Origin of the sequence: Pseudomonas sp. BIC9C (assembly GCF_034541995.1) — a bacterium.
GTDB lineage: Bacteria > Pseudomonadota > Gammaproteobacteria > Pseudomonadales > Pseudomonadaceae > Aquipseudomonas > Aquipseudomonas fluorescens_CC.
Genome location: NZ_JAWDGM010000003.1, coordinates 505,843 through 523,637, shown reverse-complemented (window position 1 = coordinate 523,637; position 17,795 = coordinate 505,843). Strand labels below are relative to the sequence as shown.

Annotated in this window: 13 protein-coding genes and 2 pseudogenes; all 15 read right to left on the bottom strand. The window is 51.2% G+C overall.

Features of this window, described 5'->3' with window-relative positions; all coding sequences use genetic code 11:
• Nucleotides 1-9: 9 nt before the first annotated feature.
• The 15 genes and pseudogenes from RS887_RS17005 to RS887_RS16935 all read right to left on the bottom strand — a co-directional run bounded on the left by RS887_RS17005 (nucleotide 10) and on the right by RS887_RS16935 (nucleotide 17,791).
• Nucleotides 10-866: pseudogene (locus RS887_RS17005) on the bottom strand (dTDP-4-dehydrorhamnose reductase family protein).
• Nucleotides 863-2,107, bottom strand: a complete 1,245-nt coding sequence (locus tag RS887_RS17000) for a glycosyltransferase family 4 protein (RefSeq protein ID WP_322616244.1) — start codon at nucleotides 2,105-2,107, stop codon at nucleotides 863-865. Before RS887_RS17000 ends, RS887_RS17005 begins: the two are co-directional and overlap by 4 nt.
• A 3-nt stretch (nucleotides 2,108-2,110) precedes the next feature.
• Nucleotides 2,111-3,250 carry a glycosyltransferase family 1 protein gene (locus RS887_RS16995; RefSeq protein WP_322616243.1) on the bottom strand — a complete coding sequence of 380 codons (1,140 nt, stop codon included), beginning with the start codon at nucleotides 3,248-3,250 and terminating at the stop codon, nucleotides 2,111-2,113.
• A gap of 24 nt (nucleotides 3,251-3,274) precedes the next feature.
• Nucleotides 3,275-4,021 carry an asparagine synthase C-terminal domain-containing protein gene (locus RS887_RS16990; RefSeq protein ID WP_322616242.1) on the bottom strand — a complete coding sequence of 249 codons (747 nt, stop codon included), beginning with the start codon at nucleotides 4,019-4,021 and terminating at the stop codon, nucleotides 3,275-3,277.
• On the bottom strand, nucleotides 4,008-5,198 hold the full coding sequence (gene asnB, locus RS887_RS16985) for an asparagine synthase (glutamine-hydrolyzing) (protein WP_322616241.1): 1,191 nt from the start codon (nucleotides 5,196-5,198) through the stop codon (nucleotides 4,008-4,010). Before asnB ends, RS887_RS16990 begins: the two co-directional genes overlap by 14 nt.
• Nucleotides 5,199-5,231: 33 nt before the next feature.
• Nucleotides 5,232-6,335, bottom strand: a complete 1,104-nt coding sequence (locus tag RS887_RS16980; RefSeq protein ID WP_322616240.1) for a hypothetical protein — start codon at nucleotides 6,333-6,335, stop codon at nucleotides 5,232-5,234.
• Nucleotides 6,336-6,558: 223 nt separating this feature from the next.
• The gene (locus tag RS887_RS16975) at nucleotides 6,559-7,626 is read right to left on the bottom strand and encodes a hypothetical protein (protein WP_322616239.1); all 1,068 of its coding nucleotides are present in this window, start codon (nucleotides 7,624-7,626) and stop codon (nucleotides 6,559-6,561) included.
• A gap of 160 nt (nucleotides 7,627-7,786) precedes the next feature.
• The gene (locus tag RS887_RS16970; RefSeq protein WP_322616238.1) at nucleotides 7,787-8,836 is read right to left on the bottom strand and encodes an NAD-dependent epimerase/dehydratase family protein; all 1,050 of its coding nucleotides are present in this window, start codon (nucleotides 8,834-8,836) and stop codon (nucleotides 7,787-7,789) included.
• Nucleotides 8,837-8,897: 61 nt separating this feature from the next.
• Complete coding sequence (gene tviB / locus RS887_RS16965; protein ID WP_322616237.1) at nucleotides 8,898-10,175, bottom strand: Vi polysaccharide biosynthesis UDP-N-acetylglucosamine C-6 dehydrogenase TviB; 1,278 nt, start codon at nucleotides 10,173-10,175, stop codon at nucleotides 8,898-8,900.
• A 496-nt stretch (nucleotides 10,176-10,671) separates the two neighbouring features.
• Nucleotides 10,672-11,712 carry an LPS O-antigen chain length determinant protein WzzB gene (locus tag RS887_RS16960; RefSeq protein ID WP_322616236.1) on the bottom strand — a complete coding sequence of 347 codons (1,041 nt, stop codon included), beginning with the start codon at nucleotides 11,710-11,712 and terminating at the stop codon, nucleotides 10,672-10,674.
• A 415-nt stretch (nucleotides 11,713-12,127) separates the two neighbouring features.
• On the bottom strand, nucleotides 12,128-12,442 hold the full coding sequence (gene ihfB / locus RS887_RS16955; RefSeq protein ID WP_322616235.1) for an integration host factor subunit beta: 315 nt from the start codon (nucleotides 12,440-12,442) through the stop codon (nucleotides 12,128-12,130).
• A 151-nt stretch (nucleotides 12,443-12,593) separates the two neighbouring features.
• The gene (locus tag RS887_RS16950; RefSeq protein ID WP_322616234.1) at nucleotides 12,594-12,875 is read right to left on the bottom strand and encodes a hypothetical protein; all 282 of its coding nucleotides are present in this window, start codon (nucleotides 12,873-12,875) and stop codon (nucleotides 12,594-12,596) included.
• A 211-nt stretch (nucleotides 12,876-13,086) separates the two neighbouring features.
• Entirely contained in the window at nucleotides 13,087-14,778 is a 1,692-nt protein-coding gene (gene rpsA / locus RS887_RS16945; protein WP_007973639.1) for a 30S ribosomal protein S1, read from the bottom strand.
• A 120-nt stretch (nucleotides 14,779-14,898) separates the two neighbouring features.
• Nucleotides 14,899-15,588: a (d)CMP kinase gene (gene cmk / locus RS887_RS16940; RefSeq protein WP_007973641.1), complete on the bottom strand. Its 690-nt coding sequence runs from the start codon at nucleotides 15,586-15,588 to the stop codon at nucleotides 14,899-14,901.
• Nucleotides 15,585-17,791: pseudogene (locus RS887_RS16935) on the bottom strand (bifunctional prephenate dehydrogenase/3-phosphoshikimate 1-carboxyvinyltransferase). Before RS887_RS16935 ends, cmk begins: the two are co-directional and overlap by 4 nt.
• Nucleotides 17,792-17,795 lie beyond the last annotated feature (4 nt).

Genomic DNA, 17,795 nt, shown 5'->3' with positions numbered 1-17,795 from the left:
ATTTAATGATCAACGCAACGCGCGCATCGATTTAACCAATTCCAACCATGAAGGTGGAACGTAACCGGTTGCTGCCTGAAATTTCGAAGAGTCCAGCGAGCGATCTATAGCTACCTGGCTATCCGCGATGATATCGATTTCCTTTTCGTAAACTTCCGCTACCAGCTTCAGAAGAGACAGCTTGTCGATCGGCGCCACCGAAACATGATACAGGCCGTTGAGCTGTGGATTCGGGATCACGTAGTCGCGAATGACACGCGCCAGCTCTACGGTTGGAAGCCCGGAAAAAATAGCTTTCTCATAACCCTTGACCGGCCCGTTCTGGGAGAGGAACCAGTCCACCAGCGAATACTGGCTCCCCAGTTCGTGACCAATGATCGAGGTTCGCAGCGTGATGGCATTCAGGTCCGAGTGAAGCTCCCCGATGTACTTGGACTTACCGTAGAGGTCCTCCGCATCGGAGATATCGTCCTCGGTGTACATGCCTTTACGGCCGGAAAACACGCAATCGGTACTGATGTGAATCAAGCGAGAACCGGACAACGCGCACAACTTGGCAATGCGATGCGGCAACATGGCATTGATAGGGAGTGCGGAAAGGGGGTCCTTGGCATCGGCCAATTGTTTGATCAGCCCGACGCAGTTGACAACGACATCCGGCTTGACCCGCGCCAGAACCGAAACCAGTGAGTCCTGGTCAAGCACGTCGACGTTACTGATCAACGAACTGTGCATGTCCTCAGAAAGTATTTTGCGCCGCCCGGATTGCGCAAAGTGCCCCACACCTCAAAGTGCGGGTTTCCATGGAATTGCCTGAACACTGTGCTACCCAGCATTCCGGTGACCCCTAACACGAGAACTTTCATTTTGAGCTACCTTTTAATTCATTGATCCTGCTACTGAGGATTTCGACCAAACGCTGGCTTTGCCGCTGCATCTCGAAATGCTCGAGGTAGTACGCCCGACCCGCCCGTCCCAACGATTCCCGTTCATCCGAAGTCATGCGAAAAAGTTGCTCAATGCAGTTGGCCATACCATCGGCGTCTTGCGCCGCGGTGGTCAGGCCGGCTCCCGCCTCTTGAATGACGCGCGCACCCTCCCCGTCCAGAGCGGCGATGATCGGCCTCCCCGCTGCCAGGTAAGCCTGAACTTTACTGGGGATGGTATAGGAGAACGCCTCATCCTGCTTCAACGTCACCAACAATCCCTCCGCACGGCTGAAAAAATGTGGCATTTCAGTGGCTGCGAAGCGTCCGGCAAGAATAAGGTTGTCCAAAGCCCGGGTTTTCTTCTGGCTTTCAATCCAGCCCAACATACTGCCGCTTCCGACCAAAACAATCCTGAGTTCCGACAAATGGCGAAGCTTGTCAGCAACTTCAACGAGGGTTTCGACCGACTGCGCGGTCCCAAGGTTACCGGCAAAAACTAGACAGAAATGACGTTCGAGCTCCGCGAGCAAGGGTGCAGGAATCCGGGGCTCTTCTACACTCGGCGGTACGTCCTGATAGGAGTTGGGGTAATACACAACCTTGTCAGGCTTGGCATAACGGGCGACTGGCTCTCGAAATGCCCTCGACTGAACAAGAAGCGTATCGACGAAGGCGTAAATGCCTTTCACCAGCCAGCCAACAACGCGCAATATTGCTTTGTTCCTGATGAACCCGGTCGCACTCAAACTCTCCGGCCAAAGATCTTGAACCCATACAACCAGATGACTCTTGAGTTTCCACTTCAAGAAAATCGCCGGGATGACCGATGTAATTGGAGATGGCGCAAATACAAAAATCGCGTCATAAGCCTCCCCTTTTACTGCGCGGGGGTAGTGTTTCAAGCCATTGAAGATAAATGACAGGTAGTTTAATACGAGATTTTTCGCACCTGATGTACCACGTGGCCTGAGTGGTGCACGGAAAACACTGACAGAGGACTCGAACTTTTCTTCCTGGGCCCCGGAAGCACTGTAGCCGCTAAAGACTGCACCATCCGGGTAATTGGGCTTTCCGGTAAGAACTTTTACGACATGGCCCTGGACAGATAATGTTTTGACCAGGTCATTGATAATAAAAGACTCTGGCCAAAAATATTGCGACACCACAAGAACCTTCATTTATCAAACACCTTTTTCTGGGCACACGGCCAATGCCAGCAACTCTGACCATGTTTTTCTTGAGGTTTTTTCCCAGTCAAACTTATCGCTCTGTGTCACCGCCGCAACGGACAGTGACTGTAAAAGATCAGGGCTTGTTAATACTTCAGACAATACGTTATTTATATTTTTTGGATCAAACGGAGAAAAATACAGGGCTGCATCCGCTCCAAATTCCGGCATCGGCATTACGTTGGAGCAGATCATCGGTCTGCCAGAAGCGAGCGCCTCAAGAAGAATATTAGGGCAGTTCTCACACGAAGAGGCAAAGAGATTCAGATAGGCATGATGATAAAGTTCAGGAAGACTCTGATAGGGAATAGCGCCCAATAACAGTACTTTACCTTCAAGACCTAACGTTGCAATGAGGGACTTGACGCGTTCGGCTTCCGGCAGGTTTGTTTCGCCCACAAGAACCAATGGAAATTTGTCACGAAGCTCTTTTGGCAGCTCAGCGTAAGCACTGACCACTTCATGATGATGCTTGTAAACATCAAATCTCGACACATATAAAATGTATTCACCAACTGGTAAAAACTCCGGCCGAGGAACCGCAGAATCGCCATGAGTGCGAAATATCGATCCAATCCCGTGAGGAATCGTAACCGCGTTTTTAATATTGGTTAGTGACTCAATGACACTTCGTGCGTAATTGGAAATAAATATCGTCAAATCTGCTTCGCGCATGCTTTTGAGCATAATACGATTCAACAGCCAGTTTCTCAGGCGCTGCAACCCAAGCGGGATGCTTTTGCGTACTCGCAAATCAAATGGAATCATGTTCCGAAACATCGTTGCAACTTTGCAACCCGCTGGTACAGAGGTGCCCACTACACCGCCGGGACAAAACAGAACGTCAGCCTTCTCAGCCTTCAAAATACCGGGCAGCACCCACCGCTCCCACACGGCTCTCACAATCGGATTTTCAGTCGGCCAGGCAGGTTCGACCCGCCTGATCCTCGGGTGATCCGGCAGCTTGAGTGACGCTGGTGCAAAAACCAGAATCTCGAGATCCGCATGGTCAGGTACGAACTGAAAAAGATTAATCAGATATGTCTGGCCTCCACCAAGACGGGCAGAGAGTGCGTTGAAAACTATCTTCATGGAAAACCTTTTGCTCAATCTGAATTAGTGGCTATTTTTATCGAGCCAGGATTGGAACATTAGAATATTCCACAAATGAAGACTGCGATCGTATGTTCCATTCTGATGCTGGAGCCACGCCGAGCGAATTTTCTGACAATCGAAGTAGCCCTCTCTCTTGAGTCGCTCCTCCGTCAACAACTCCTCTGCCCACTCTTTGAGCGGCCCACGTAACCATTGCGCCAGTGGAATGGAGAAGCCAGCCTTCGGCCTTTCAAAAAATGAAGTAGGAACGTATCGCTTGAGAAGCTCGCGAAGTGGCCATTTCCCCGCACCATTTTTTATCAGTTGGTCTGACGACAAGGAAAATGCGAGCTCTGCAACTCGATGATCAAGCAATGGAGCACGGGTTTCCAGGCTTGCGCTCATCGCGCCACGATCCACTTTAACCAGCAAATCATCAGGTAAATACTGAGAGACGTCCCAGCGACGCATTTCCTCGATGTAATCCACTGCCGACTCCCAAGACGCAACGCCTTGATGTTGAGCATCGATACCCAGGACGACATTGTCGTTCGACTGCCACTGAGACATCAAACCGGTATACATCTGCGCCAGATTTTCAGAGCCTAACAGTTCGGACATTCTGTAGATGCGTCGACCATTAACTTTGGCTCGAAGGCTGCCGGGCAAAACCGAACAGACGTTGTCCCAACCTTTGGACGAAAGCGAGCGAAGTGAATAGGCCATGACCTGGCGTGCAGGCAACGGCAGCTTTTTATGCGCGTCCATAGTCCTGCAGTAATCTGATAGCGGGGATATCCGGCAAAAGCTCATCGCCACCGTCACCGGACAAGGCAACGGATACATGCTGCTTTGTCATCCTGGAGACAAGGATTGTAGGGATTTGAGAGGAGTCAGCAAAAGGCTCGTCGTATATTTCCGGCAAATGCGGAATTATTGAAACAGCATCGTCGGCACCTAGATAAAACTCGGTGTGGTTAGTCCCCAAGTGCTTGGCAATAGCCTTGGCGTATGGTGCTTCATCAAACTCAGGTTCGTTGAAGCCGATCGTATAAGTGTTGATGCTAGTAGAGCTTTGCGATTGCATCAACGAAACGATCAAGCTTGAATCGACGCCGCCCGATAAAAACGCCCCAAGTGGAACATCGGCGATCATTTGCGACTTTACCGCAGCAGACAATCTTTCACCGACCAGGTCTACAACTTCCTTATCGCTGGCCTGCGCCAGCTCGTACTTTAATTCGCCAGCTTGCGGCAACGACCAGTATGAAATGGGCTCTATCGCACAGGAAAACGAGCCAGCACTCAAGTAATGCGCCGGCTCCAGTTTTTTAATGCCTTCATAGATAGACTCCGGAGCCGGAACATAGCCGTACCTTACGAACTTCGCTAACGCATGACGATCAATCCGCAGATCACTGCCAAATGCTGCCTTGATCGCCTTCAATTCGGAGGAGAAAACAAAACGGTTGCCCACAATACCGTAATAGAGTGGTTTTTCTCCCATTCTGTCTCGTGCCAATGTAATCGTTTTGGAAACTTTATCCCAGACAGCAAAGGCAAACATGCCCACCAGATTTTCAAGGGTTTTTTGTACCCCCCATGCACCGAGCGCTGCCAGCAACACTTCTGTATCAGAGTGCCCACGCCAAACACGAGTCAAACCTGACGCAATCAGCTTCTCGCGTAACTCATTAAAGTTATATATTTCACCATTGAAAACAATAATAAACCGCTCATCATCGGAAACCATCGGCTGACTTCCGTGCACCGACAGTTCCAAGATCGAAAGCCGTCGGTGCCCCAGCGACACTCCACTATCGGCATCTGACCAAACTGCTCCATCGTCGGGCCCACGATGTATCAGCGCATCCACCATCTTGCCAACGGCAACGGCGCCCTGCTGATCCAGCTTCCACCCGACAACTCCCGCAATTCCGCACATACCTACTCTCTCAATCCAATGAAATATTAAAACTCACTTCAAAACCCGAACGAGCTTCATCGTGAAGAATAACCCTAACGCCATCACATAAAAAACCAACGAGTTCAGCAAATATATTTCACCGTACCAAACCCAGTGCATGACCGATGCGGCACACAGCATATATAAGAAAATCCGCAAAAAATCATCCTCGCGGCAGCGCGAGTCGATCAACCGCAAGAAGCAGACACTGATGAATCCATTGAGGAAAACACCAAACAATCCGAAATTTTCAAAAGCCACACCAGCAACGTGGATCCCACCGAGTCCGGTAATGTAATACCAGAGGGCCGGATTATCCACCATAATGGGCTTTTCCATACCGAAAGACGAATAGAAAGGGGATGGCGCCAGCGAAAGAAACATGTCGAGGTAGGTCTGACCGTAACGTAGGTGCTCTCCATCCCAGAAATTGGTTAACTGCTGAACAAGCGGTAAAATTATCGCATTCCAAGAGTTAAACAAAAAATACTGTGTAATGTTATCCGACGTTAAGTCCACATCCATACGACTCATTGAGACAACAACACCACTGACGAGCAGAAGGGCCATGAATACAGCAACGAACAACAGAGTTTTAAACTTAATAAATTGATTATAGCGAAACATCAGCCCCACAATAGCAGCGACAACCAGGACAACAAAATCCCGATCCCCCGTCATTGCGTTGGCGATACAATAAGAAAACACTAGTGTTGCGGACAAAAAAAACATCAGTCTGGATGGGTAGGAAAACGCCAAAGCAATGATCGCAATGATGGAAAAAACCACCACTGACTCGATACCCGCGAACATTTCAAGCATTGCGTCCGCGTTTACAAGCCTGAAGCTAATAAAAAAGACTGAAAGCGCAAGGAAGATCAATCCCGCTAACTTGAAGTCCATCGCGAAAAAAAAAGTTTCCTGCTGTGGGGACAAACTTCTGGACGGCACCAACAATGACAGTAAATAGCCAACTAGCCCACCAGCAACCCCAAGGAGCCAGACCAGCGAAAGTCGGAATACTAATAAATCATCCAGATAAAAATCATAGTCCCCAATGGGCCAAAGCGTAATCGTGTTACCCCACAGGCAACTGACAAGACCAAGGAAAGGCACTGAGTAACAAACGGCGTACAATGCGACCAGGTATTTTTTGGATATCAGGCACAGAACGCATTGCGTTAGCAAAATCAGTAAGCACGTCGAAACCAATAATATAACCATTAACCTTGACCAACAAAAGCAAAGCAACTGAACCGTAAACCAGACTGAATGCTGGCCCCAATATTATTATCAGCCATGCGATCTTTACACACATGGCTCACATTCAAGAAACCTATCACTGCACCAACTTGCGGCCACCCAGGACCGCTAGTACAGAAATTTGAGTTGCCAGCGCCAGCACAAAAGACCTGAAAAGGTCGACCGCCAACATATTGCCTTTTAACCCCGCGACTATCGTCAGCGACAAATAAACGAACGCATAAACACAACTACCCAGAAAAACAATCCTGGTCATGTTTTTACTATGCAATATCTGAGTGACGATTGTAGTCGTAAGTCCTATGCCACCCGCCAGTACTGCGTAAGCCAGAAGATCGTTTTTGCTGCAAAAACTACTACCGAGCAAGCACAACCAGTAGCTCTGCGACAAGACCAAAATCAAAGGCAAACAAATTGAAATTGACAGCCCGAGCAACAAGTACAACTTGCTGGCACTATTCCGGTGTCCTGCCAGTTTTACAATGGCATAGGACGTAAGCGAGCTTGGAAGTACAGTTACCAAAATATAAAAAAGAAAGAACAGATTAAAATAACCAACCTCAGACACGTTCAAGCTTGAGTTGGCGAATATCATCAAACAAATAATATGAACAGGTGCCCCGAGAAGCATACTACCGACAATAGTCGGAGCCCCTGAGCGTGAAAGCAATGTCATCATTTGTCGAAAATATGAAGACTCTAGCTCCCCCTTCCCCTCATGACTTAACTTATCTTTCCTTATGGTAAAGAATCCAAATGCAGGAGCAATTAGCGTACAAAATGCGAGGGTTAGAACGACACCCTCTATTTCTCCTCCAATCTTCGCAATGGAAACTACCAGCAGCAATCCAAGCAGACCATGAGCGGCCAGTGCAGCAGCCCATTTCCCTGAGGTATTAAGGGAAAACATCAACCCGGTTATAGTCAAATTGCAAACACAAGCGAAACCTAGAAAAAACGCGCCGATCAGCAAGTAACCAGAGTTCAATTCGTAAGTAGAAGCAGGCGCCGGGAAAATTAAAAGACGATGACACAGAGGGCACCCACAACGATGCCGCCCCATGACATGAGACCCAAGGAAGTGCTGTAATTTACTTGCTCGGCATTTAAGACCGCGTAGCGACTCAACGCTACGCTCAAGCATTCCCCTACCACTGTCGCGATGCCTGTTACGATCGCGTAATGGTAAGAGAATACACCGTACAGCTCGACGCCTAAAATTCGCGCCAAGCTGAATAACAATACAAACATGCAAAGTTTGTTTGCAAGGACAGTGATTGCGCAGATCTCTTTAATCACTAGCTTTAACTTCTTGCAAAAAACGAGACATACCAGCTTGCTGCCTTCAACATACCTTCACCAACTGTGAAAAGTGGCTGATAGCCCAACAGATTTTTTGCCTTATCAATATTCGCCTGCGAGTGCCTTACGTCGCCCGCTCGAAAATCCCGATAGACCATATCCGATGTAGAGTTGAGATCAACGCGAGCCAAAGCATCCTTGATACAGGCAAAAACCTGATTCAATGTTGTCCTGTCACCGACGGCGACGTTGTAAACATTATTCTTTGCTTCCGGCCTGGCACAGGCAGCCAGTATATTGGCTTGAACTGCGTTCTCTACAAAACAGAAGTCTCGACTTGTTTCACCATCACCATTTACGAAAACTTCCTCGTTATTGATCATGGCCGCTGTCCACTTGGGAATCACGGCTGCATAAGCGCCATTCGGATCCTGACGCTTGCCAAATACGTTAAAATAGCGAAGCCCAATGGTATTGAAACCGTATGTACTGGAAAAAACCTCAGCATACAATTCGTTTACATACTTCGTTACCGCATAAGGGGAAAGTGGCTTGCCAATCACACCTTCAACCTTGGGAAGTCCGGGATGATCCCCATAGGTAGAACTGGACGCAGCATACGTAAAGCTTTTTACTTTCGCATCCTTCGCCGCAACCAACATATTCAAAAAACCGTCGATATTGGTGCTGTTCGTTGTAATTGGATCATTGATAGAGCGAGGAACAGAGCCCAATGCTGCCTGATGCAAAACGTAGTCCACCGGAATATCAGTGGCCGCACGAAAAGTCATTGCACTTCTGCAATCGTCAATGTTCCTGATATCGCCGTTTACCAGTACGAAGCGTGCCCATTGCTCAGGACTCACTACCGATTGCACTTCGTCGAGATTACGCTGGTGCCCTGTTGCAAAGTTATCGAGACCTACAACCCGCTGATCTAATTGCAGCAGTGTCTCCAATAAATTGGAGCCAATAAACCCGGCCACCCCCGTAACCAACCAAACCTTTGGGGATTGTTGAATTTCAGCTTTAACTTCTTCGAAACGGGTCATTTGATTCTCGACTTTGTTTTTTCCGGCGGTAACGAATCAGGGCCTTTACAGACCCTGATGTTCAGAGACGCAGATCTGATTGAGAGGCATCCAGTAGGTACTTGAGGTCATAGAGAACGTGCTCCGCCTTACCCAGGCTCCGAATTTGTTCAGCCCCCATCGCAGAGAATTCATTGTGTGCGACAGCCAGAATGATACCGTCGTAAGAATTAATCTTTGGCTGGTCGATAGGAGTGATCGAGTACTCGTGCATTGCTTCCGCAGCATCTACCCACGGATCATAAACATCAACAACAATATTGAATTCAGCGAGTTCATTCACAATATCGATGACTTTAGTATTACGCAGGTCCGGGCAGTTCTCTTTGAACGTCAACCCCATGATCAAGACGCGCGCACCATCAACATGAATCTTACGTTTCAGCATCGCCTTGACAAGTTGAGATACTACATAGGCACCCATACTGTCATTCAAACGACGACCCGCCAAAATGATCTCGGGATGGTAACCAATGGACTGTGCTTTGTGAGTCAGGTAATAGGGATCCACACCAATGCAGTGACCACCTACCAGTCCTGGACGGAAAGGCAAGAAGTTCCACTTCGTTCCCGCCGCCTCCAGAACCGCTTGAGTATCGATACCCATTTTATTAAAAATAAGTGCCAACTCGTTGATCAGGGCAATATTCAAATCGCGCTGCGTATTCTCAATAACCTTTGCCGCTTCGGCAACTTTTATACTCTTGGCCTTATGAGTACCAGCGACAATTATTGTATTATACAAAGCATCGACCAGATCAGCGACCTCTGGAGTGGACCCGGCAGTTACTTTCTTGATGGTAGTAACACGATGCTCTTTATCGCCAGGATTTATCCGCTCAGGGCTATAACCCGCATAAAAATCAACATTAAACTTCAGTCCGGATACTTTCTCCAGCACTGGAACACAGTCTTCCTCAGTTGCGCCAGGATAGACCGTAGACTCATAAATAACGATATCGCCCTTTTTCAAAACACGGCCAATCGACCCGCTGGCTTTAACCAAAGGAGACAGATCAGGCCTCTTATGTTCATCAATCGGGGTTGGAACGGTAACAATAAATATATTGCACGCAGACAACTCATCCAGCACAGAGCTAAAACTTAAACCTGATGCGGAACGCAACTCACAATCAGACACTTCAAGAGTAGCGTCATGACCTGCTTTTAGCGCTTCAATTCGACGCTGGCTGATATCAAATCCGACCACTTGCATTTTTTTGCCAAACTCAACCGCCAGCGGCAAGCCCACATAACCGAGACCCACTATGGCCAACTTCACATCTTCGAGTTTAAGCATTGTTTTCCCTTGCCATTCATCAATATTAAGTCGATCGTAAAAAAGCGCGCAAATTTTGCGCTTTAGAAACAAACATCAGAGCTGCGTAAATTAGAAATTATACCGAAAGTGTCTAGGGGAGCCATAACAATTTTCAGAAAGCCAAGGCAGAGCTCGAACGCCCAACCCCGCTCGCCTGCACGTACCGAGGGCCAAGGATGCGCAGCAAGCCACCGCAGCGCAACAGCCAGTTTTCGTGCGACCTGCATATCACGATGCCGTACACACACTCAAGCCCACACCCGAAAAAACCATGCGGTGCCCGGGAAAAAGGAGTTCACCTTCGAAAAATTATTGTCAGAACTGACACCAGGAAAGTCACCGGAACCAAAGTCCCAACAAGAAACCGATCCATTTCGACTGACCAGACACGTAGCCTACATGCAGCCCAAATATAGTAATGCCCCCCCTCGGCGACTCGTCACTCATGCATATAAAACAAAGAACTGAAACTCAGCTATTCCGGTTTTACAACAAACAACCCACGAAGCAATACGAAAGCAATACCCGTGATCAGGCCAGCAATAACACCCAATACAAGGATCAGCGGCTTGTTGGGTTTCACTGGATTGTCTGGCAATTCCACCGCCCCGTCTTGCCGATAGACAGATACCGATGCTGCCTCTGTTTTCAATCCCTTGAAGAAATAGTATCGATCCTGAAGATCACGCAAATGATCTGTAAAAGGATCATCGGACTTGCGAGCCTGCAAATTTTCAATTTCCGCCTTTAGCGCTTTCGAGCCGCGCATGTACGTAAGCTGACCAGCCTCCCCACCCGCAATAACTGATTGGTTCACTGTGATCGCAGGCGGCTTCTCCAGGCCGATCGACTCAGCGATACGCAGCGCCTCACTCAACCTGACAATCGAATCCTCTCTGGCCTTGCTGCTTTTTTCCCTGGCAGAACTTATCTGCTGCTCCAGATTACGAGCCCGAACCTCAGACTCAATTGAAACGTTCTTGATCATTTCGTTCTTGGCCAATTCACCAGCCTGCGCCACATAGGCAGTGACCCACTCTTTGGCCTTCTCAGGATCGGTAGTCTGCACAACAACCGAATACCTGTCAGAGTTATCCCTAAGTGGCGGAACTACACGCAGCACCTGAGAAAACCTTGAATAAATGACATCCCGGGATTTTTTTTGCTCCTCCAAGGACAAACTCGGCACATACACTTCGTTAAAAAATTCCAGACGAAGCGACTCTGCCTGCAAATACCGCGTATAGATATCATAGACATCCTTAACAGTGTAAGGAACTAACTCTGACTCTCTCATTCGACCGTAGTTAAAGTTGGATATATCATTCTGAGACGGCGGCATCACAAATGCCTTCGCCTCATAGACAGGAGAAACAAGGAAATCATAGCTCGCTGCGAACGCAGCACCTAAAACAACAAAACCGATGACAACAAGTTTTTGCCGAAAAATCGCACGAACAAACCTCTGAAACTCAAAATCTTCTAGCCCATTATCTTTTTTTGAATCAACACGCATATATTGTTAGCCTTATTCACTTAAGCGGTTACGTTAACTACAAAAGCCAGAGCACTTGAGAGCCATCAACGTAAGTCCGGGCAGATAAAGAGGAAACGACAGCGCCTCTTTACTCAACTCACGAAAACACTATATTCAACCCTCGGATGAGCACATTAAAAATACGAGGAAAAATCAATACTCAGCCTATCTTCCGCGCTTCTTCCCACCCAAGAAGTGAGCCACTACAACCCCCCCTCCAAAGATCATTCCCACCAGGAACGAAGCAACTCCAAACATTGATATCTGTAGCTGGGGTGACGGAAAACCGAAAAAGGAAATGACGACAAGCTGCTGGTTTTCCAGCACGAAAAGCAGGCATGCAATTGATATCAACAAGACAAGCCCTGTGATCATGAATCGCTTGATGCGACTTTTATCTCGCCAACTCATCGCCACCTAAACCCTCCTCATCCTCATTTACACGATCACGCAATTCTTTACCTGGCTTGAAATGCGGAACGAACTTGCCGTCGAGACTGACAGACTGGCCGGTTTTCGGATTACGACCGACCCGTGGTGCGCGGTAGTGCAGGGAGAAGCTGCCAAACCCCCGGATCTCGATACGATCTCCAGTAGCCAGGCATTGGGACATTTGCTCAAGCATGGTCTTGATGGCCAACTCCACATCCTTGGATGAGAGCAGCCCTTGATGGGTGACAATTCGTTCGATCAACTCCGACTTCGTCATATTTTTCCCTTCTTTTTCAAGCAGCTAGATCAGCGCTCCAAAGGTTTTAGCACGGCCGCATGATTTTGAACAGCCCGAGTTTTGCCATCCATATCCCTACCCCAAAATGTTTTTCCCCTGGAAGAGGGAAGACCTTTGAGCCATCACAACCTCATCGGCAAACCACCAACATAGTGCGTGTCAGGAAACCTGCCGGGTTGAATCCGAAGGGAAAGACCTCCTCCTCTTCCTTGAGATCATCAGACCTCGCCACAACCTTGTAGCCCGCCCCCTTGCACTCCTTGGCCGCACGCTTGTAACACCTGTCCCAATTCGAACCGAGCCCTGAACAATCAACCTCAACTCCACTTACCCCGCGCACCGCGTGAGTTTTGGCATTGGTAGTACAACCCGCTAGCACCAGCACTGCTACTGCGACAATCAGCTTGTTCATTCACGTCCTTTTGCCAGAAAGCCCACCGGGCGATCATTAGTCTCAGGCTAAAGACTAGCTGCAAATAAGCGCTTGATCTGACTAAACAATCAGACATTTTTTCAGCAGCTTTGGTTCACGACTCGAGCAGCTAAAGCCGGGCGCAGCTCACCAAATCCAGGGCACAAAAAAGGGCGACCGAAGTCGCCCTTTTTTTACAGAAAATCAGAACTTAGTTCTGTTTTTCCATTTGTGCACGCAGCAGGTCACCCAGAGTGGTGGCCACAGGAGCATCAGTAGCTACTGGCTTGTCGCGCAGGCTCTGGATTGCTTCTTTCTCATCTTCAACGTCTTTCGACTTGATCGAGAGCTGAATTACACGGCTCTTGCGGTCAACGCTGATGATCTTGGCTTCTACTTCTTCGCCTTCTTTCAGAACGTTACGCGCGTCTTCAACGCGGTCACGGCTGATTTCGGAGGCTTTCAGAGTCGCTTCGATATCGTCGGCCAGAGTGATGATGGCGCCTTTAGCGTCAACTTCCTTCACGATGCCTTTAACGATGGCGCCTTTATCGTTCTCTTGAACGTACTCGGAGAACGGATCGCTTTCCAGTTGCTTGATGCCCAGGGAGATGCGCTCGCGCTCTGGGTCAACCGACAGGATAACGGTGTCCAGCTCGTCGCCCTTCTTGAAGCGGCGAACGGCTTCTTCGCCCACTTCGTTCCAGGAGATGTCGGACAGGTGAACCAGACCGTCGATGCCGCCGTCCAGACCAATGAAGATACCGAAATCGGTGATCGACTTGATGGTGCCGGAGATTTTATCGCCCTTGTTGAACTGACCAGAGAAATCTTCCCATGGGTTCGATTTGCACTGCTTGATGCCCAGGGAGATACGACGACGCTCTTCGTCGATGTCCAGAACCATAACTTCCACTTCGTCGCCGACTTGTACGACTTTCGAAGGGTGGATGTTCTTGTTGGTCCAGTCCATTTCGGAAACGTGTACCAGACCTTCAACGCCTTCTTCCAGCTCAGCGAAGCAGCCGTAGTCGGTCAGGTTGGTTACACGAGCGGTAACGCGAGTGCTTTCCGGGTAACGGGCTTTGATAGCAACCCATGGATCTTCACCCAGTTGCTTCAGGCCCAGGGAAACACGATTACGCTCGCGATCGTACTTCAGAACCTTGACATCGATCTCGTCGCCAACGTTGACGATTTCGGAAGGATGCTTGATACGCTTCCAGGCCATGTCGGTAATGTGCAGCAGGCCATCGACGCCACCCAGATCGACGAATGCGCCGTAATCGGTGAGGTTCTTGACGATACCTTTGACTTGTTGGCCTTCCTGCAGGGATTCCAGCAGAGCTTCGCGCTCGGCGGAGTTCTCGGCTTCCAGGACGCTGCGACGAGAAACGACAACGTTGTTGCGCTTCTGGTCCAGCTTGATGACCTTGAATTCCAGCTCTTTGCCTTCCAGGTGCGTGGTGTCGCGCACTGGACGGACGTCAACCAGAGAACCTGGCAGGAACGCACGGATGCCGTTAACGTCGACAGTGAAGCCGCCTTTAACCTTACCGTTGATAACGCCCTTGACCACTTCTTCGGCTGCGAAGGCTGCTTCCAGAACGATCCAGCATTCAGCGCGCTTGGCTTTTTCACGGGACAGCTTGGTTTCGCCGAAACCGTCTTCAACCGAGTCCAGAGCAACGTGAACTTCGTCACCGACGTTGATGTTCAGTTCGCCAGCGTCGTTGTAGAACTGCTCCAGCGGGATCAGTGCTTCGGACTTCAGGCCAGCGTGAACGGTTACCCAGCGAGCCTGGTAATCGATATCAACGATAACACCGGTGATGATGGAGCCTGCCTGAAGGTTCAGGGTCTTTAGGCTTTCTTCAAAGAGTTCCGCAAAGCTTTCGCTCATTTTAATTCCTGTTGATGAGGGCGAAGAATACGCCCATCTCCACACCCCAGACGGTGTGGGTTAGTTTCATTTAAAAGAAGCCACCGCAGGACTATGACTGGTCCCCTGCGGCCTTCTTGGTCACCCGGCGATATCGCGGATGGCGATCTCGCTCATGATGCGTTCCAGCACCTGGTCGATGGACAATTCCGTGGAATCCAGCTGTATGGCGTCAGCCGCCGGTTTGAGCGGGGCTACCGCTCGCTGGGTGTCACGCTCATCGCGCGCACGTATCTCATCTAGCAGACTCGACAGACTAACACCCTCGACCTTGCCCTTCAACTGCAAATATCGACGGCGCGCCCGCTCCTCGGCGCTGGCGGTCAGAAAAATCTTCAGCGGCGCGTCGGGAAACACCACGGTGCCCATGTCGCGTCCATCCGCGACAAGGCCCGGCGCTTCCTGAAAAGCTCGCTGGCGCTGCAGCAGCGCCTCGCGTACAGCGGGCAGCGCAGCCACCTGGGAAGCGCCGGAACCGACGCTTTCGGTGCGAATGACATCGCTGACTTCATCACCTTCCAGGATGATGCGTTGCAACTGACCGTCCGTCGCCGCGATGAACTGCACATCCAGATGAGCGGCGAGTTTCTTCAGCAGCTCTTCATTGGTCAGGTCGACACCATGGTTATGCGCGGCGAAGGCCAGCAATCGGTACAACGCACCGGAGTCCAGCAGGTTCCAGCCCAGGCGCTTGGCCAGAATCCCGGCTACCGTGCCCTTACCCGAACCGCTTGGCCCATCGATGGTGATGACCGGTGCAATGTTGTTCACGACTGAGCCTCTTGCGCCACGCGAATACCGACCTGTGCGCACAGCGCCAGGAAGTTCGGGAACGACGTCGCGACGTTGGCGCAATCATGGATGCGGATCGGGGCACTGGCGCGCAGCGAAGCGACGCTGAACGCCATGGCGATACGGTGATCACCATGACCGTGCACTTCACCGCCGCCGATCTGGCCGCCGTCGATGATGATGCCATCCGGGGTTGGCTCGCACTTGACGCCCAGCGCCAGCAAACCATCGGCCATGACCTGGATGCGATCCGACTCCTTGACCCGCAGCTCTTCGGCACCACGCAACACGGTGCGCCCTTCGGCACAGGCCGCGGCCACGAACAGCACCGGGAATTCGTCGATGGCCAATGGCACCAGCGCCTCCGGAATCTCGATACCTTTGAGTTTAGCTGCCCGCACACGCAGGTCGGCGACCGGCTCGCCACCGACTTCACGCTGGTTTTCCAGGGTGATGTCGGCACCATCAGGCGCAGGATGTCGATCACACCGGTACGAGTCGGATTGATACCGACGTGCTCCAGCACCAGCTCGGAACCTTCGGCGATCGATGCCGCCACCAGGAAGAAAGCCGAGGACGAAATATCACCCGGGACTTCGATGTGGGTCGCGGTCAGCTTGCTGCCGGACTCGACCGATGCGGTCGCACCGTTGACCGTTACCGGGTAGCCGAAGCCACGGAGCATGCGTTCGGTATGGTCGCGGGTCGGAGCCGGCTCGGTCACCGTGGTCTTGCCTTCGGCATACAGACCGGCCAGCAGCAGGCAGGACTTAACCTGGGCACTGGCCATCGGCATGGTGTAGGTCAGCCCCTTGAGCTTGTTGCCACCACGGATGGTCATCGGCGGACGACCTTCAGCGGCGGTTTCGATCACCGCGCCCATTTCACGCAGTGGATTGGCCACGCGATTCATCGGACGCTTGGACAGCGAGGCGTCGCCGGTCAGGGTGCTGTCGAAGTTCTGCGCAGCCAACAGGCCAGACAGCAGACGCATCGAAGTACCGGAGTTACCCAGATAGATCGGGCCCGGCGCGGGCTTCAGACCATGCAGGCCAACGCCGTGAATGGTCACGCGACCGTGATGCGGGCCTTCGATGACCACGCCCATGTCACGAAAAGCCTGCAGGGTCGCCAGGGCATCTTCACCCTCAAGGAAACCTTCGACTTCGGTGACACCCTCAGCGAGGGAACCGAGCATGATCGAACGGTGGGAAATCGATTTGTCACCTGGTACGCGAATCCGACCGGACAGGCGGCCACCAGGTTGAGCCAGGAAAATCAGATCGTTGGAATTCATAGCGTCCACATAGGCCCTGCGGGCCAGGATTTTACTGAAATGCTCGCGGGCAACCCGGGCGCGAGTGAAAACGCCCAATAATTGGTGCCCATCCCCTGCATCGACCGCGTCGCGCAAGGCGTCGAGATCGCTGCGAAATGTATCGAGTGTGCGCAGGACAGCTTCGCGGTTGGCGAGGAAGATGTCGTGCCACATGACCGGGTCGCTACCGGCGATTCTCGTGAAATCGCGGAAACCGCCCGCAGCGTAACGGAAGATCTCAAGATTTTCATTGCGCTTGGCCAGTGAGTCGACCAAGCCGAACGCCAGCAAGTGCGGCAAATGACTGGTCGCAGCCAATACTTCGTCGTGACGTTCGACCTGCATGTGCTCGACATCGGCGCCCAATTCGCGCCACAGACGGTCGACCACCGCCAGGGCAGCCGGATCGGTTTGCTCCAGCGGCGTGAGGATCACTTTGTGGCGACGGAACAGCTCGGCGTTGGAGGCTTCCACCCCACTCTGCTCCGAACCGGCAATCGGATGCCCCGGCACAAAGCAGGACGGCATACTGCCAAATGCTTCGGTGGCAGCGCGCACCACATTGCCCTTGGCGCTGCCGACATCGGTTAGGATCGCTTGCCCCAGATCCATGCCGGCCAGACGCGCGAGCACTTTCTCCATGGCCAGAATCGGCACCGCCAGCTGAATGACGTCGGCGCCCTGACAAGCAGCGCCCAGGTCTTCCTCGCAGCGATCCACCACACCCAACTCGACCGCGAGTTTGCGCGATTGCGGATCGAGATCCACCCCGACCACTTCTCGGCATAGACCGCTTTCACGCAAACCCTTGGCAAACGAACCGCCGATCAACCCAAGACCGACCACCACCAGGCGACCGATCATAGGT

Coding starts and splice junctions, on each gene's coding strand:
- RS887_RS17000 (WP_322616244.1), bottom strand. CDS start 2,107: ATGAAGGTTCTTGTGGTGTCGCAATATTTTTGGCCAGAGTCTTTTATT.
- RS887_RS16995 (WP_322616243.1), bottom strand. CDS start 3,250: ATGAAGATAGTTTTCAACGCACTCTCTGCCCGTCTTGGTGGAGGCCAG.
- RS887_RS16990 (WP_322616242.1), bottom strand. CDS start 4,021: ATGGACGCGCATAAAAAGCTGCCGTTGCCTGCACGCCAGGTCATGGCC.
- asnB (WP_322616241.1), bottom strand. CDS start 5,198: ATGTGCGGAATTGCGGGAGTTGTCGGGTGGAAGCTGGATCAGCAGGGC.
- RS887_RS16975 (WP_322616239.1), bottom strand. CDS start 7,626: ATGCTTGAGCGTAGCGTTGAGTCGCTACGCGGTCTTAAATGCCGAGCA.
- RS887_RS16970 (WP_322616238.1), bottom strand. CDS start 8,836: ATGACCCGTTTCGAAGAAGTTAAAGCTGAAATTCAACAATCCCCAAAG.
- tviB (WP_322616237.1), bottom strand. CDS start 10,175: ATGCTTAAACTCGAAGATGTGAAGTTGGCCATAGTGGGTCTCGGTTAT.
- RS887_RS16960 (WP_322616236.1), bottom strand. CDS start 11,712: ATGCGTGTTGATTCAAAAAAAGATAATGGGCTAGAAGATTTTGAGTTT.
- ihfB (WP_322616235.1), bottom strand. CDS start 12,442: ATGACGAAGTCGGAGTTGATCGAACGAATTGTCACCCATCAAGGGCTG.
- RS887_RS16950 (WP_322616234.1), bottom strand. CDS start 12,875: ATGAACAAGCTGATTGTCGCAGTAGCAGTGCTGGTGCTAGCGGGTTGT.
- rpsA (WP_007973639.1), bottom strand. CDS start 14,778: ATGAGCGAAAGCTTTGCGGAACTCTTTGAAGAAAGCCTAAAGACCCTG.